The following is a 15,107-nucleotide window of genomic DNA, read 5'->3' as shown; positions in this document are numbered from 1 at the left end:
TTTTTCGGTCTTCATCTCTTTGGCAAAAATGCTTGCCAGTTCATCAATCTTCTTCTGATCCATGTGCAATTACTCCTATATATTTCTAACGGATTAATCGCACTTACACAATTTTATTTACAGGGTCTCATAGTCTTGAAAATAGCCTAAATCAATAAAGTTTTTACCTTCAGATGTTAATGACGTATAAAATAAAAGAGCCAATTCTGTATTTGAAAGTTGTGCCCTTAATATTTTTACATATTTATACGCAGAAGTATTTTTCTTTTTCCCATATTTAGCATTGTTATCAATTAACTCTTTTTCAATCATATTTTCATCTGCAAACTTGATGGTTTGAAATATATGTCTGAAATAATGTCCAAATTGGTCATTATTATCTTTTAAATATTTAGGAATAACTGCTTGTATTTTATCTGAAACTGTTACTTTGCCTGACGAACTCCTCGGTAACCAAGGTTTATCATTAACCACATCCAAAAAATATCTGTCTTTGCTATTGATATAAATTCTTTCTATTACATTTTTCATTGAATAATTGATTGCTTCTCTTCCATGAAACTTTTCTTTCTTTTGGTCTTCACTAGTTGCATCTTTATCTATAACTATATTATTTAAAATATCATTATACAGATCAAGCATTTTGAAAAAGGTGTTTTCATTTTGCTTGCTTTTAAGAAAAGTAGTTTGCTTCTTCCATTTGTATTCTTTGTTTTCTTAATTGTTCCTCTTGCTTTTCTAAAACAGACCTGTTTTCAGATATTTCATTCCTTTGCATTTCTAGTTCTTCTTTCTGCATAAACAATGTAAAAATCAAACCAATAAATGCCAAGCCAGAAAATAGAGATTCTGAAAATCCAAAACTATCGGATGAATCCAAGTAAAGTGTAATTGTTATTAAAAGAATCAACCCCAAAATAGTTACAAATATTAATGCTTTATTTTTTGGTTTCTTGTTTAATGTTTTGCTCATCTTATCCTCAAATATTTCATTTAAAGTTGAAAATTGGCAAAGAAGTGAAACGTAAGCTGATATTAGAATTATTAATATGTTGTTATTATATAATTTCAAAAGAATCGTGCATGCCATAATACAACAATACAATATAACATCTTGAAAATCAATCAAGCTCAGCGTGTGTCGTGTTGGCTGTGTGTTTAGTGAAACCTAAGTTGACATTAAAGAAAAGGGGCGACCTCTTGCGAAGCCGCCCCATAGAAAATTTACTTCTTAAACAGACTGCCGATGTTTTCCAGAGACATGGGGAAAACGATGGTGTTCGTTTTGTCGTTTGCTATCTGGTTCAGTGTTTGCAGGTAGCGTATCTGGATTGTCAGCGGGTTCTGCGCCATAATTTCGCTGGCTTCGTGCAGTTTTTGAGCAGACTGCATCTCGCCGTCTGCGTTGATTATTTTCGCTCTTCTTTCTCTTTCCGCTTCCGCCTGTTTTGCCATTGCCCTCTGCATTTCATTGGGCAGGTCAACGTGCTTCATTTCAACAGCAGAAATCTTAACGCCCCAAGGATCGGTTTGGCTGTCCAGAACATCCTGGAGGTCGTGGTTAATCTTCTCCCTGTTGGAAAGCATTTCGTCAAGCTCGAACTGACCGAGAATACTTCTCAGAGTGGTCTGTGCAAGCTGGCTTGTGGCGTAATAGAAGTCCTCCACCTCAAGGACCGCCTTGTTCGGTTCCATAACGCGGAAATATACAACCGCGTTAACCTTAACAGAAACGTTGTCCTTTGTGATGACATCCTGCGGAGGAACATCCATAACGAATGTACGCAGGTTCACCTTCACCATTTTTTCCAGAACAGGAACCAGTATGATGACACCGGGTCCCCTGACGCCTGTATAGCGCCCCAGACGGAAGATTACTCCGCGCTCGTACTCCCTGAGAATCTTAACTGAGTTGATGGCAAGCATTACAATCAGCACCAGAAGCACTAAAGGAAGCTGAAACATATTGACCTCCAAGTACAATTTGTTTATTATTCTAAACTCAAAAAGCCTTTAAAGGCAAATCATTTTCTTATAAGGTTGAATATGACCGCCAAAAGCATGACCGGCTACGGTAAAATAATGACAGGAAACGAACTCTGCGATATCAAAGTAGAGATGAAATCTGTCAACAGCAGATATTTTGACTGCAATGTCAGGATGCCCAGACTTTTCAACTTCATGGAGATAACCCTTAAAAACGTTCTGAAAGACGTTCTTGTTCGCGGAAAAGTTGATGTGAACATCGACCTTAAACTGAAAAAACAGCAGTACAAACCTGTGCTGCGTCAGGATGCGGTTGAAAGCTACATGAACATCCTCACAGAGCTTAAGGACAGGTTCGGCGTCCATGGCAAAATAAGCCTTGAACACATCCTCAATTTCAACGATATTTTAGAGACGGAAGAGACCGACGACCTCGGACAGAGATTGTCGGATTTCGTTATCGGATGTATAAAAACATGCGCCGCAGAGATGGACGGCATGAGACTGCTTGAGGGCAGAAACCTTGCCGAAGACATCAAAGCCCGACTTGATATCTTAACAGCCATAGCCGCCGACATAGACATTAACCGCGAAGGGGTTTATGAATACTGGCGCGAAAAGTTTGAAAAACGCATGGCTGATTTCGGCGTGGATGCTGAAGATAAAATAGTTCAGGAAGCCGCTGTTATGGCGGAAAAAGCGGATATCTCCGAAGAGATAACCCGTATCGCGTCACACGTTGAACAGTTCAGAACCATCATTGACACAGAGAAAGAGAGCGGCAAAAAGCTCGATTTTATGTGTCAGGAACTCAACCGCGAGTTCAACACCATCGGTTCAAAGAGCGGCAAGACCGCTATCATTAATAATGTTGTACAGGCAAAAAGCGAGATTGAAAAAATCCGCGAACAGGTGCAGAATCTGGTATGAGTAAGCGTAAAGGTAAGCTTTTTGTGGTGAGCGCACCAAGCGGTGCAGGAAAAACGACACTTTGCAGCCGTCTGCTCGGCAATTTTGAAACTGTAGGCTACTCGGTTTCATACACCACACGCAAGCCCAGACACGACGAAACCGACACCGAGGATTATTTCTTCATCTCCGTTGAAGAGTTTGAGGCGATGATAGAACGGGGCGAGTTTCTTGAATGGGCAAAGGTACACGACAACTATTACGGAACCAGCCGTACCAAGGTCGAAGAGATACTTGCATCCGGCAGGGACGTACTTCTTGATATAGACCCGAAAGGCGCCAGACAGCTTAAGAACACGCTGGATTACGGCATATATATTTTTATTACCGCACCAAGCATGAGCGACCTGCGCACCAGACTTATCAACCGGAGAACAGAGAGCGAAGAGATCATGAATATCCGCCTCTCAAACGCAAGGGAAGAGATACAGCATATTCATGAATACGATTATCTTATAGTCAACAAAGAGATAAACAGGGCGTATAACGACCTTGAAGCAGTATACATCGCCGAGCATTTACGCGCGTGCGATGTTGATAAAATAGAAGACATAATGGATCTGAACTAAACGGAGGAACATAAATTGCCTTTACTTGACATCGAAAAAATCATTTCCAAACCCAATCTGAAAAGCCGCTTTAAGCTGGTACACGTTGCCGGACTGCGCGCGCGCGAGCTGAACAGCCCGAAAGAGGACACTCTTTCCAAGAAATCTGACGAGTACAGCAAAAATACCACAAATGCTCTCAACGAGATCATTACCGGTAAAATAGATTTCGATCAGCAGGATGACTAAGAAGATACTGCTCGGCGTAACAGGCGGAATAGCCTGTTACAAATCTGTTCATCTCTGTCGTCTGATGGTGAAAGCGGGGTATGAGGTCAAGGTCATAATGACCGAGGCTGCATGCCGCTTTGTTACTCCTCTGACATTTCAGGCTATCACGGGCAACCGTGTTTATACAGGTGAGTTCGAGGCGGGAGTTGAGCCGGAGATAATAGAGCATGTCTGGCTCGCAGGCTGGGCTGATGAGTTCATCATCGCCCCCGCCACAGCGAACATCATAGCAAAGATCGCTCACGGAATGGCGGACGATCTCCTCACATCTACTGTGCTTCCATATAAAAAACCGATACGCATTGCGCCGTCCATGAACGTGGATATGTATGCAAACCCTGTAACTCAGAAGAATCTGGCTTTGCTCGCCTCTTTGGGACACGACCTCATCGACCCGAACACGGGTGAGATGGCGTGCAGAACAGAGGGCAAGGGACGTATGGCGGAACCGGAAGAGATATTCGACTATGTTTTCAGTCAGGAAAGACCGCTGACAGGACTTAAGGTGCTTGTTACGGCTGGTGCTACAGCAGAAGCTATCGACCCTGTGCGGTTCATTACGAACCGTTCCAGCGGGAAGATGGGGCTTGCGGTTGCAAAACAGGCGCAGAAACTGGGTGCTGAGGTCAAACTCATTGCAGGGCTTACAAGTGTCAGCACCGACGGTTTTGACACCGTGAAAGTGCAGTCAGCGCTTGAGATGCTGGAAGCTGTTAAACAGGCAATTGAGGATACTGATATCCTCGTTATGGCTGCGGCAGTGGCGGATTTCCGCGCGGCTGAATATTCAGATACGAAGATAAAGAAGACAGACGATGCTGGAATGACAATTCGTCTGGTCAAAAATCCCGATATACTCAAAGAGCTTGCGCCGCTGAAAAAAGACGGTCAGGTCTTCGTCGGTTTTGCCGCAGAATCGGACAATCTGGAAGTCAACGCACAAAAAAAACTGACAGAGAAGAAACTTGATATGATAGCCGCCAACGATATCTCCAGAACAGATATCGGTTTTGAGGCGGACAATAATGAAATCGTGATTTTCTCATGTGACAGAGAACCTTTCTGCACCGGAAAGGTCTCGAAAGATATAGCGGCGGAAAAACTTCTGACACTTGCACTTGAACTTTACGGAAAAAAGAATGGCTCTGTTTGAGAATAACTTAATAAAAGACGTATACGGCATATCAGAGATGATAGCCGAAGGGTGCGAAACAGTGAACGATCCTTTTGATATGCTCCGTCAGGAGACCATGTCCTGTACAAAATGTCCTCTGCATTCCACAAGAAAAAACGTTGTTTTCGGTGTGGGTAATACGAAAGCGGAGCTTATGTTTGTCGGTGAAGGTCCCGGGGCGGACGAGGATGAGCAGGGTATACCTTTTGTGGGCAGAGCCGGTCAGCTTCTCACAAAAATGATAGAGGCGATGGGACTTAGCCGCGAAAAGGTTTATATCGCTAATATAGTTAAATGCAGACCGCCTGAGAACAGAAATCCTTTTGAGAACGAATCTATGTCGTGCATCCCATACCTTTACAGACAGATAGAGTACATCAAACCTAAAATAATTATTTGCCTCGGCAGTGTAGCCGCACAGAATCTCTTGAGAACAAATGTGGGAATTACCAAACTTCGCGGTTCATTTGTCGATCTTAACGGTATCAAAGTTATGCCAACATACCATCAGCCTACCTTTTACGCAATCCGAATATGAAAAAGCCTTGCTGGGAAGACCTCCAAATGGTCATGAAAGAATTGGGGCTTAAGTAACTTTTATTTCATACTGGTGGCATTTCGTGGTATATAATAATACAACGTGCTTGGAGGAAGTTATGAATCGTTTTTTTAAACCAACAGTTCTTGTTGCCGGGTTAATTGCGCTCTCGGCCTGTACAGGAGGAGGACCCAAAGTCGATCCGATGGCATATCAGATCTCTCCTGCAGATGCAGAGAGAATCGCCATTCCCAATGCTTGCAGAGCATCTTACAAGATCGAGTTTCCCAGAGTTGCAGTCGTTGAATTCGATAACAACACGACATTCGGCGATATGACAGCAACTAACACGAGTGTTAACACCAAAGGAACCAGAAAATCAGTTTCTGCCGGTGCTGCCGGAATCGTTGGCGGTCCCGGTGCTGTCGGCGTGGGTTATGTCGGCGCAAACAGGACGGATATCAAGGTTAACACTCAGATAGACAGCTTTCAGCGTCAGATATCTTCAAAGGTTGGCGAATATGCCAGATCTGCTGTTGAGAACACCATCAGCAAGGTCGGCGGAACTCAGATGTTCGATCGCAAAAAGCTCGACAAAATCATGGCAGAGCAGAAATTCCAGATGACAGTGGGCGATCCGTCAACTGCCGTAAAACTTGGCAAGATGGCGGGTGTTGAATATCTTATCACCGGATCGGTCGATAATATTGACGCTAAATATGTTGAAAAGATAGACAATAACAATAATGTCGGCGGCGGACTTGGTGCGGCGCTTACAATCGGAACTGCACTGGCAAACACTCAGGCGGGATGGAATATCAATGTTGAGATGACCGTACAGCTTATTGAAGTTGAGACAGGACAGATTCTTGTGTCTGAAAAAGTTACAGGACGCGAAGTCGCTGGCGGTTCCAGCAACTTCAACCCCGAGCTGGCTGTTACAGCCGCCAAAAAAGCTATGGGCGAAGCTGTTGACGACATAAAACCTGTTTTTTCTGAAAAATTTGCCCAAAAAGGTTACATTCAGCAGCTTAGGGGCAACAAAGCGGTTGCTCTTATAAACATCGGATCCGAAAAAGGAATGCAGCCCGGTCAGAAACTTGAAGTGTTTGACTTTATGGAGATAACAGATCCCATGACAAACGCAACAACATGTACAATGAGTGTCATTCCTGCTGAAATCACCGTTTCAGAACAGGTTCAGCCCGGACAAAGCTGGGTTGCCATCGAGGGCAAACCGGAAGTTACCGCCAGAATAAAAGTCGGAAGCATAATCCAGAGGAAAAAGCTCGAAGGACAGAGCATGTTCAAAAAACTTTTCTAAGTGATATATCGGGCGGGGTTTTCCCGCCCGTTTGTTATTTCTACCTTGTAAAGTGTGTATTTTCTTATAAACTAATAAGAAATACATTCGGAGAGCAGTATGAGAAAATTGTTACTCAGTTTGACACTTTTTATGTTAACGGTTTCAGCTTTTGCGGCAGTGACTGTTTCGGCTGTGGGCGAAGCGGATATAATAAACGGCGACAAATCCTCAGCAAAACTTCAGGCAACAGCCCGTGCAAAATGGGCGGCTCTGGAAGAGGCATCCGGCGTCCGTGTAAAATCCGATACCATAGTTCAGAACGCTGTACTTGTTGACGAAGCCATAAAAAACGAAGTATCGGGCGTTGTTCAGAGCTATAAGGTTACAGGGGAAGAGGAAGACGGACAGATATACCGCATCATGATAAGTGCTGTCGTATCTCCCGAAAAAGCGAAGGACGCTATCGGCGCAATCGCCATGAACACTTCCGTTGCGGTTATGATACCTGTTGTTTTCCCCGATAAACATGTTGAGGAGACAAACGTTCTCACTGAAACGGTTATAAGCGAACTTACAGCAAACCAGCTTGAAGTTATAGATATTGCAGATGCGAGCGGAACCAAAACCGCAGAGCTTGACAGAGCTATGCGCACCAACAACTATATGGCGATGCGTGCCATCGCTTCCAAATATCTTTCCGGTACAATACTCATAGGCAAAGTTGACACTGTTGCCACTGCGAAAGAAGGAACTGACATCGGCTACGGCGTTTCTATACCGTTTAACGTAGTGACCGGAAGACTTTCATACCGGCTGCTTGTTCAGCAGGGTTCCGGCACAAAGATACTTGCCAGCGATTTCATCTCCGCAAGGGGAATGGGTGCAACTCTTGAAGACGCGACACATCAGATGATGGACAACATGAATAATGAAGTTTCCACAAAACTGGTCAGCACCGTTCTTGAAAAGATAAAAGGTATCAACAGCAAGAATATACGCGTTCAGCTCGTGGGCAAAACCACCTTAGAAGACCTTATGGATCTGAAACAGACTCTCAGCTATACCGCGTGGGTTCTTGAGGTGAACGACAACGGCAAGGACACGCTTGACGTGAAGTATCCCGAAAAAGCGCTGTATCTGGCGACAGCCATAAGCAGCAAACCGAATTATAAAATAGTACGCCTGAACGATTATCTGATTCAGGTTCAAAAGCTATATTAAAACAGGGCGGTCTTCTGACCGCTCTTTTTTTTGCGTAAATTTAATTGAACCCTCTCTGTTTCTGTGTAAATATTGTCTTAACAAACCGGACAGGAAAATCTTATGCTGTTTCTTAAAAAGCTTCTTAAAAATTACAGACTCCTCATTCTTATCCTATTCATTCTGATCGGATGTACCGGGGTTTATCACAAACCCGTTTTTATAGAGAAATTCTCACTTGGTATCGAAGATCTTAAATTCGCTGTACGAAGCGGACTGGGCATGGCTCCGAAGCCGGACAAAAGACTTGTAATAGTCACCGTAGACGAACCCAGCGTCAATATTCTCGGACGATGGGTATGGCCGCGGGACGTTATAGCAAAGATGTTCTCAAATCTCAGTCAGGCTTCGATCGTGGGGCTTGATATCGTTTTTTCCGAACACTCCGACGAAAAGAGCGACGAAACACTGGCGGATTCCATAGCTAACAGCGGAAACGTTATTCTGGGCTTCTTTTTCAGGGGACAGGCTACCGAGGAGACCACTGAACAGGCGATAGATTATCTTGAAAACTGTGCCTACCTGAACTATGACGTTCAGGGGAAGTCAGTAGGTGTCAAAGAGTTTCCGTATGCCGAAGTGAATATCCCCATTGTTGCCGAATCCGGTCTCACCTGCGCATCGTTTAGTACAGAACCGGATGCAGACGGGCTTTACAGGAACTATCCGCTGGCATACATCCACAAAGGTTACATTTTCCCGCCACTTGCAGTTCAGATGATGCGTTACGGACTGAACAAAGACGCTGACCTTGTCCTGAACGAAAAGGGCGTTAAAAGCTTTAAGATAGATAAGGTTAATATAAAAGACGATTCATACTTCCGTCTGAACTATTATGACGATGTACAGTATATTTCCGCTTATAAAGTCATAAACGGCGAGGTACCGCCCTCATTTTTCAAGGACAAGATGGTTATAGTCGGTGTTACGGAGGTCGGTATCTACGATATGCGTCCCACCCCTATAGATGCGGTCACTCCGGGGGTCTCGCTGCACTATGTCGCGCTGAGCAACCTGCTTAACAACGAATTTCTGACAACTTCCCACATATATGACTATTCCTCTGTTGCCCTACTGATGCTTGTTATCTTCATGATAAGCTATCTGCGCAAACAGCATTACAGGATCATACTTTATATCGGTTCGCTTGCGGCGACCCTTGCGGCATCATACGCGATGTTCATTTTCGGCAATCACTGGCAGCACGAATTCTATACCATGGCGCCTTCCGCGCTTATGATAATGACGCTGGAGTCCTTTGCTTTTTTCACTGTCGAGCGTAAAGCAAAAGAGGTTAAAAAGGCATTCGCCTCGTATGTTTCACCGGAACTTGTTGAGGAGATACAGAAGGATCCGGACAAGCTGAAACTGGGCGGCGAGGAACGTTTCATCACTATAATGTTTTCCGACATCAGAGGTTTTACAACTCTTTCCGAAAAGCTTACGGCATCGGAGCTGACATCCATGCTGAACAAGATACATGACCCGATGACCAAAGTTGTCCTGCGCAACAAGGGTATGCTGGATAAATACATAGGCGATGCCATGATGGCGCTGTTCAACACTCCGCTCGACCTTCCTGATCACGCGGATATGGCTGTCAAGACGGCACTGGAGCTTATCCGTACACTGCATGAGATAAACGGACGATTTACGGAAGCCGGACTTCCGAACATAGACGTGGGCGTAGGTGTGAATTCCGGTCCCGCCGTATGCGGAAACATGGGTTCCACCGTGCGTTTTGAATATACCGCCATAGGCGACAGCGTTAACCTTGCTTCGAGACTGGAAGGTCTCTGTAAGGCTTATAAAACGCGTATCGTGGTCAGCGAATATACCCTTGCCCACTGCAAACAGCAGTATCTGTCGCGCAAGCTGGACAAGGTTCGTGTGAAAGGCAAAAAGGAACCTGTCGAAATATACGAGGTGATGGAGAATACTCCCGAAAACAGGGAGTTGGCAGAAAAATTCCATCAGGGGCTGGATATGTATTTCGCGAGGAACTTTGAGGGCGCTTTGGCTGTCTTCGCAGAGCTTGAGACAGCAGGCGATCCTACATCATCCGTTTTCACCGAGCGGTGCAGAGAATACATCGAAGATGCCCCGCCGGCTGAATGGGACGGAACATATACCATGAAAACAAAATAGGAGAATACATATGAACAGAATAGGAGTTATGACCAGCGGGGGCGACTGCCCGGGCATGAATGCCGCTATCAGAAGCGTTGTGCGAACGGGTATTGCAAACGGTATTGAGGTTTTCGGTATAGAACAGGGGTACAAGGGACTGATAGATGGTAAGATAAAACTGCTTGAAAGCAAAGACGTTGCAAACATGATTTCAAGGGGCGGCACGTTTCTTAAAAGCGCAAGATGTCTTGAGTTCAAAACTCCCGAAGGGCAGCAGGCGGCTGTTCAGCAGCTCCAGATACACGGCATCGAAGGGCTTGTGGTAATAGGCGGCGACGGGTCGCTCACAGGAGCGCGTGTTCTTAGCGAGAAATACGGCGTAAAAGTCATAGGTCTGCCCGGTTCTATAGACAATGACATATACGGAACAAGCATCTCCATAGGTGTTGATACCGCGTTGAACACTATCTGCCGTGCGGTTGACATGATAAATGAGACTGCAAGCTCCCATGACAGGACATTTCTTATAGAGGTAATGGGGAGAAACTGCGGATACCTCGCCCTGATGTCTGCGATAGCAACAGGCGCGGAGGCGGTTGTAATTCCAGAGGTTGCATACAACATTGAAAATATTATCAACAAGATAAAGGTCAGATATATCGAAGGTAAATCCAGAAGCATCGTAATAGTTGCAGAGGGTGCCGGAAGTGCATATGACATCGGCAAGGCGTTTCAGCTTATCGGCGGGTTTGACACGCGGATAACTGTTCTCGGACACCTGCAGCGCGGCGGCGCACCGTCCGTTTTCGACAGAACACTGGCAACGCGCCTCGGTTCTGCTGCCGTCAAAGGGCTTATCGAAGGCAGAACAGGGGTCATGGCAGGTCTTGGCGGACGGGAGATAGTTTTCACTCCACTTGAGGAAGTGCTGACCAAAAAACGCGAACTGGACGCAACAATGATAAAGATAGCGGAGGAACTCAGCCTGTAATGAGCGTTACAACGAAAGGCGGCGACAAAGGCCAGACATCGCTTTTCAGCGGCGAGCGGGTGAACAAGGACGATATCCGCATCGAATCCCTCGGGACAGGCGACGAACTTGTCAGTAATCTCGGTGAGCTGAAATTCATCGTGCCGAATTATGCGCAGATGATAGAGCGGATACAAAAGAACATTTTCACCGTAAACTCCCACTGCGCCGACACGTCAGGCGAAAAGTTCATGATAGCTGACGGTGAGCTTGAGTTTCTTGAAGAGTTCATACGCAATGGTGAAAAACAGCTTAATCTTAAAGGTTTTATCATTCCGTCCGAAAATATAAGGGCGGCTAAGGCGGACATATGCCGCACGGTTTGCCGTCGTTTTGAAAGACGATTGATAAGTCTTTCCGCATGTGCTAATGTAGATGCCGCTGTTATAAAATATATCAACAGGCTGTCGGACGGGCTTTATATCCTTGCGCGGCTGGTTGGTAAGGAGAATCAATGATGTCACTGAAAGAAAGAATCACGGAAGATATGAAAACGTTCATGAAGGAGAAAAATCAGCTTGCTCTGGATACTGTGCGTATGCTCCGTGCGGAGATAAAGAACACTGAGATAGACGCGAAAGCAGAGCTTGACGATGCCGGAGTTCAGAAGGTTATCGCTTCTGCCATGAAAAAACGCAGGGATGCCGCAGACCAGTATAAGGCTGCCGGAAGAGAAGACCTTGCTGATAAAGAACTTGCAGAGGCAAAATTCCTCGCCGGATATATGCCCGAACAGATGAGCGAAGACGAAATCAAAGCCGTTGTTAAGGCGGCATGCGAGGGTGTTGACACATCCGATAAAAAGAATTTCGGAAAGGTTATGCAGACCGTTATGGCAAAAACTGCGGGCAAGGCTGACGGAAAAATAGTCAACCAGCTTGTTAAGGATGCATTTGATGGGAATAATTGATGTAATTGTCCTTGTAATAATCGGTATCGTAGCCTTCAAAGGCTACATCAAGGGTATCGTGATGGAGATATTCGGCATGATAGCCCTCATAGCGGGCTTTCTGACGGCATATCTTTATTCGCCTGTGTTTGCACAGCAGCTGAAAGTTTTCGGCATGTCCGAGAGAACAACTCAGGCACTGGGCTACATAACTGCATTCTTCGTTGCATACGGAGTGATGATATTTATCGGCACCATACTGTCCAGACTTTTCAAAGAGGTCAAACTCGGCTGGATGAATCAGGGCGTGGGAGCTATCTTCGGCGGGCTTAAGGCGGCGGCTATACTCAGCGTGTTTTTAAGCTTCCTCATGACAACCCTGTCACCCGACAGCAGTATCCTCGCCAGTATGAAAGAGGGTTCTGTCTCCCGTAAACTTGCGGCGTTCGCTCCGAACGTCTATGAATTTATGAACAGGATTCCGGAGGCAAAGAAACACAACCCTTTTGACATTCCGTCTGCCGAATCAGTTCAGCAGGCGATAGAGGATGCAAAGTCGAAGGCGGCTGTGGAGCAGGCGGAAGAACCTGCTCAGGAAACAGCAAAAGCAAAAACAGATGATGCCGGCAAAAAAGGTGAAAACGCCAAACCTGCGCCCAGAAAAGAGGCGAAGGTTCTTGAGGAAGATTTTCAGAAAAACTGATGATTCATTTAGACACTTTAGAATTCGGACTTTTCAAACAATACATGGAAAAGGGGTTCAGTTCTGCTCTGGCAAAGAGCAGACTGAACGCCCTGAAACCCTATTACGCACTTGACAAGATAGAGCGGTATAAAGCAGAGCTTAACGAGGCTCTGGATCATGTTGTCGCGGTCTCTGACGTATACATACCGAAAGACGACGAGTTTCTCGCCGTTATGCCTAAGCTGAACGATCCGCTTCTTTTCCTGGAGCCTGACGAACTGCTGATATTCGCAGGATTTTTCCGCGGAGTCAGGGATATCAAAAGAGGGCTGATAGACCGTAAAGCAGAACATCTCAAACTTTATCTGGGCGAAATATCCACTCTTTCAGAGATTACAGATCGTATCGACGAAACAGTGAACGATATGGGCGAGGTCAAAGACAGTGCTTCCCACAGACTTTCCGAGGTTCGCAGTGAGCTGAAATCTCTGCGTAAACAGGTTCAGCGGGAACTCGCCGGCGTATTCGCCATGGGGGCGGCGTCAAAATTCGTTCAGGAACAGGTTATCACTGAGCGAAGCGGGCGTTTCACTATCCCTTGCAAGACCAATTTCAAGCAATATATACAGGGTATCGTCCACGACCGCTCAGCGAGCGGACAGACGTTCTTTGTTGAGCCTTCATCAACCGTTGGGCTAAACAACGCGATACAGGAGTGTCTGGCACAGGAGCGCGAAGAGACGGTCAGACTGCTTAAAGAGATAGCCGACAGTATATTCGAGGCATATCCGCGCATACAGACCACCATTGCGGCATACACAGAGGTAGTTTTTCACCTTGAAACAGCTAAATTCTATAAAAATAAAGATTTTGTTTTTCCTGAATTTTCCAATGCCGTTGTGTTCAGGGACGTTCATCACCCGATAATCTTTCTGGAAAAAGGGAAAGAATCCGTTCCGCTGGATTTTGAGATGAAGGGCAATGAAGTTACCGCTGTTATCACCGGACCCAACACAGGCGGTAAGACTGCGGCATTAAAATCCATCGGTCTTAACCATATTCTTGGCAAATGCGGATTGCCGCTGTTCGGAAAATACGCCGAAATCGTAAATTTTAACCATATACTTGCAGATATAGGCGACAATCAGTCCCTTGTGATGGATCTTTCAACCTTTTCCGCGCATATGGTCAACATAAGAGATATTCTTAAAACAGCCGACAGCCAGAGCCTTGTACTTCTGGATGAGGCAGGAACCGGAACCGAACCCAGAGAGGGCGCGGCACTTGCCGTCGCCGTATGTCGCAAACTGGCGGCTAAAAAGGCAAAAGCGGTTGTTACCACCCACTTCACAGAGCTTAAGACCCACGCACTGACGGAAGATAACTCCGTTATCTATGCGGTGGACTTTGACTATACGGATTTTTCGCCGAGATACAGGCTTTTGAAGGGCGTTTCCGGCAAGTCTGACCCACTTGTCATAGCAAAGCGTCTGAAGTTTCCTGTTGACGTTATAGAAACGGCAACAGCTATTATCGAACAGCACAAGAGCGATGCGGAGGTCTCAGTTGAAGAGATAAGCCGTATGCAGGCGGAGATAGCAGGAAAAACAAAAGACCTTGAGCTTTTGCAGGCTCAGCTTAAAGAAAAAGAGGAATTCATCGACCTTCGCGAGCAGGAACTCAATGAAAAGCTTGCAAAAAAAGAATCCGAACTGCTCGAAGAGGCGCTGAGGCTTTACCATAGAGCGAAAAAATATGCTGAAAAGCCGCATAAAGTGAAAGAAACTGTCGAAGAAGACATCAAAAAAGCTGAAACCAAGCTCGGAAAAGTCAAAAAAGAGATAAAACCAGTTGAAGGTGTTAAAGTCGGCGATGTCGTCTGGCTTGAGAAATATGACAAGTCCGGAAAGGTTTTATCACTCGAGGGCGATTCAGCGCGTATGGACATCGGCGGGTTGAAAATATCCATCAAACTGAAAGAACTTATCGGTAAAAAGATGGATAACAAAGACAGGGTAAAGGATGTTCTTGTTTCCAAGAGCGTTTCTCCGTCCGCGAAACATGAGCTTCTTCTCGTAGGTAAACGTGTTGAGGAAGCTCTTGATATACTTGATAAAACTCTTGACGAATCCGTTCTTGGCGGTCTGAACAGGCTTTATGTCGTTCACGGAAGAGGCACAGGACAGCTAAGAAGCGGTATTCAGGAGTTCCTTCGCAGCGACCCGAGGGTCAGAGCATACAAAACCGCATCAAACGAAGAGGGCGGTCAGGCTGTAACCGTCGTCGATCTTTAATTGCCAT

Annotated in this window: 16 protein-coding genes; 13 read left to right on the top strand and 3 right to left on the bottom strand. The window is 45.6% G+C overall.

All coding sequences use genetic code 11. The features are described 5' to 3' along the window. Positions 1-117: 117 nt before the first annotated feature. From LRY47_RS03195 to LRY47_RS03185, 3 genes are all read right to left on the bottom strand, one after another. Positions 118-642, bottom strand: a complete 525-nt coding sequence (locus tag LRY47_RS03195) for a putative phage abortive infection protein (protein WP_295222518.1) — start codon at positions 640-642, stop codon at positions 118-120. A 31-nt stretch (positions 643-673) separates the two neighbouring features. Next, positions 674-973, bottom strand: a complete 300-nt coding sequence (locus LRY47_RS03190; RefSeq protein WP_295222516.1) for a hypothetical protein — start codon at positions 971-973, stop codon at positions 674-676. Positions 974-1,224: 251 nt separating this feature from the next. Next, entirely contained in the window at positions 1,225-1,965 is a 741-nt protein-coding gene (locus LRY47_RS03185) for a slipin family protein (protein ID WP_295222514.1), read from the bottom strand. An 81-nt stretch (positions 1,966-2,046) separates the two neighbouring features. Between LRY47_RS03185 and LRY47_RS03180 the strand changes: the two genes are divergently transcribed. The 13 genes from LRY47_RS03180 to LRY47_RS03120 all read left to right on the top strand — a co-directional run bounded on the left by LRY47_RS03180 (position 2,047) and on the right by LRY47_RS03120 (position 15,100). Continuing rightward, on the top strand, positions 2,047-2,916 hold the full coding sequence (locus LRY47_RS03180) for a YicC/YloC family endoribonuclease (RefSeq protein ID WP_295222512.1): 870 nt from the start codon (positions 2,047-2,049) through the stop codon (positions 2,914-2,916). Next, positions 2,913-3,524 (top strand): guanylate kinase, encoded by a 612-nt coding sequence (gmk, locus tag LRY47_RS03175; protein ID WP_295222510.1) that lies wholly within the window; start codon positions 2,913-2,915, stop codon positions 3,522-3,524. The genes LRY47_RS03180 and gmk overlap by 4 nt, the downstream gene beginning before the upstream one ends. Before the next feature lie 15 nt (positions 3,525-3,539). After that, complete coding sequence (gene rpoZ / locus LRY47_RS03170) at positions 3,540-3,752, top strand: DNA-directed RNA polymerase subunit omega (protein ID WP_295222507.1); 213 nt, start codon at positions 3,540-3,542, stop codon at positions 3,750-3,752. Next, on the top strand, positions 3,745-4,947 hold the full coding sequence (gene coaBC, locus LRY47_RS03165; RefSeq protein ID WP_295222505.1) for a bifunctional phosphopantothenoylcysteine decarboxylase/phosphopantothenate--cysteine ligase CoaBC: 1,203 nt from the start codon (positions 3,745-3,747) through the stop codon (positions 4,945-4,947). The genes rpoZ and coaBC overlap by 8 nt, the downstream gene beginning before the upstream one ends. Next, entirely contained in the window at positions 4,934-5,506 is a 573-nt protein-coding gene (locus LRY47_RS03160; RefSeq protein WP_295222503.1) for a uracil-DNA glycosylase, read from the top strand. Before coaBC ends, LRY47_RS03160 begins: the two co-directional genes overlap by 14 nt. 205 nt (positions 5,507-5,711) lie before the next feature. Next, a complete protein-coding gene (locus LRY47_RS03155) occupies positions 5,712-6,830 on the top strand; it encodes a CsgG/HfaB family protein (RefSeq protein ID WP_295222502.1) in 1,119 nt (372 codons plus the stop codon). A 99-nt stretch (positions 6,831-6,929) separates the two neighbouring features. Next, a complete protein-coding gene (locus LRY47_RS03150; RefSeq protein WP_295222500.1) occupies positions 6,930-8,033 on the top strand; it encodes a hypothetical protein in 1,104 nt (367 codons plus the stop codon). 102 nt (positions 8,034-8,135) lie between these two features. After that, positions 8,136-10,220 (top strand): adenylate/guanylate cyclase domain-containing protein, encoded by a 2,085-nt coding sequence (locus LRY47_RS03145; RefSeq protein WP_295222498.1) that lies wholly within the window; start codon positions 8,136-8,138, stop codon positions 10,218-10,220. A 10-nt stretch (positions 10,221-10,230) separates the two neighbouring features. Then, on the top strand, positions 10,231-11,193 hold the full coding sequence (gene pfkA, locus LRY47_RS03140; RefSeq protein WP_295222496.1) for a 6-phosphofructokinase: 963 nt from the start codon (positions 10,231-10,233) through the stop codon (positions 11,191-11,193). After that, entirely contained in the window at positions 11,193-11,690 is a 498-nt protein-coding gene (locus LRY47_RS03135) for a cob(I)yrinic acid a,c-diamide adenosyltransferase (protein ID WP_295222494.1), read from the top strand. The genes pfkA and LRY47_RS03135 overlap by 1 nt, the downstream gene beginning before the upstream one ends. After that, positions 11,690-12,142, top strand: a complete 453-nt coding sequence (locus LRY47_RS03130) for a GatB/YqeY domain-containing protein (RefSeq protein ID WP_295222492.1) — start codon at positions 11,690-11,692, stop codon at positions 12,140-12,142. The genes LRY47_RS03135 and LRY47_RS03130 overlap by 1 nt, the downstream gene beginning before the upstream one ends. Then, entirely contained in the window at positions 12,129-12,824 is a 696-nt protein-coding gene (locus LRY47_RS03125; RefSeq protein WP_295222490.1) for a CvpA family protein, read from the top strand. The genes LRY47_RS03130 and LRY47_RS03125 overlap by 14 nt, the downstream gene beginning before the upstream one ends. Next, positions 12,824-15,100, top strand: a complete 2,277-nt coding sequence (locus LRY47_RS03120; RefSeq protein WP_295222489.1) for a Smr/MutS family protein — start codon at positions 12,824-12,826, stop codon at positions 15,098-15,100. The genes LRY47_RS03125 and LRY47_RS03120 overlap by 1 nt, the downstream gene beginning before the upstream one ends. Positions 15,101-15,107: the final 7 nt, after the last annotated feature.

Source organism: Seleniivibrio sp. (assembly GCF_021209385.1).
Lineage (GTDB): Bacteria > Chrysiogenota > Deferribacteres > Deferribacterales > Geovibrionaceae > Seleniivibrio.
The sequence above is the reverse complement of the archived record's forward strand: the minus strand, read 5'-3'. Positions and strand labels throughout refer to the sequence as shown.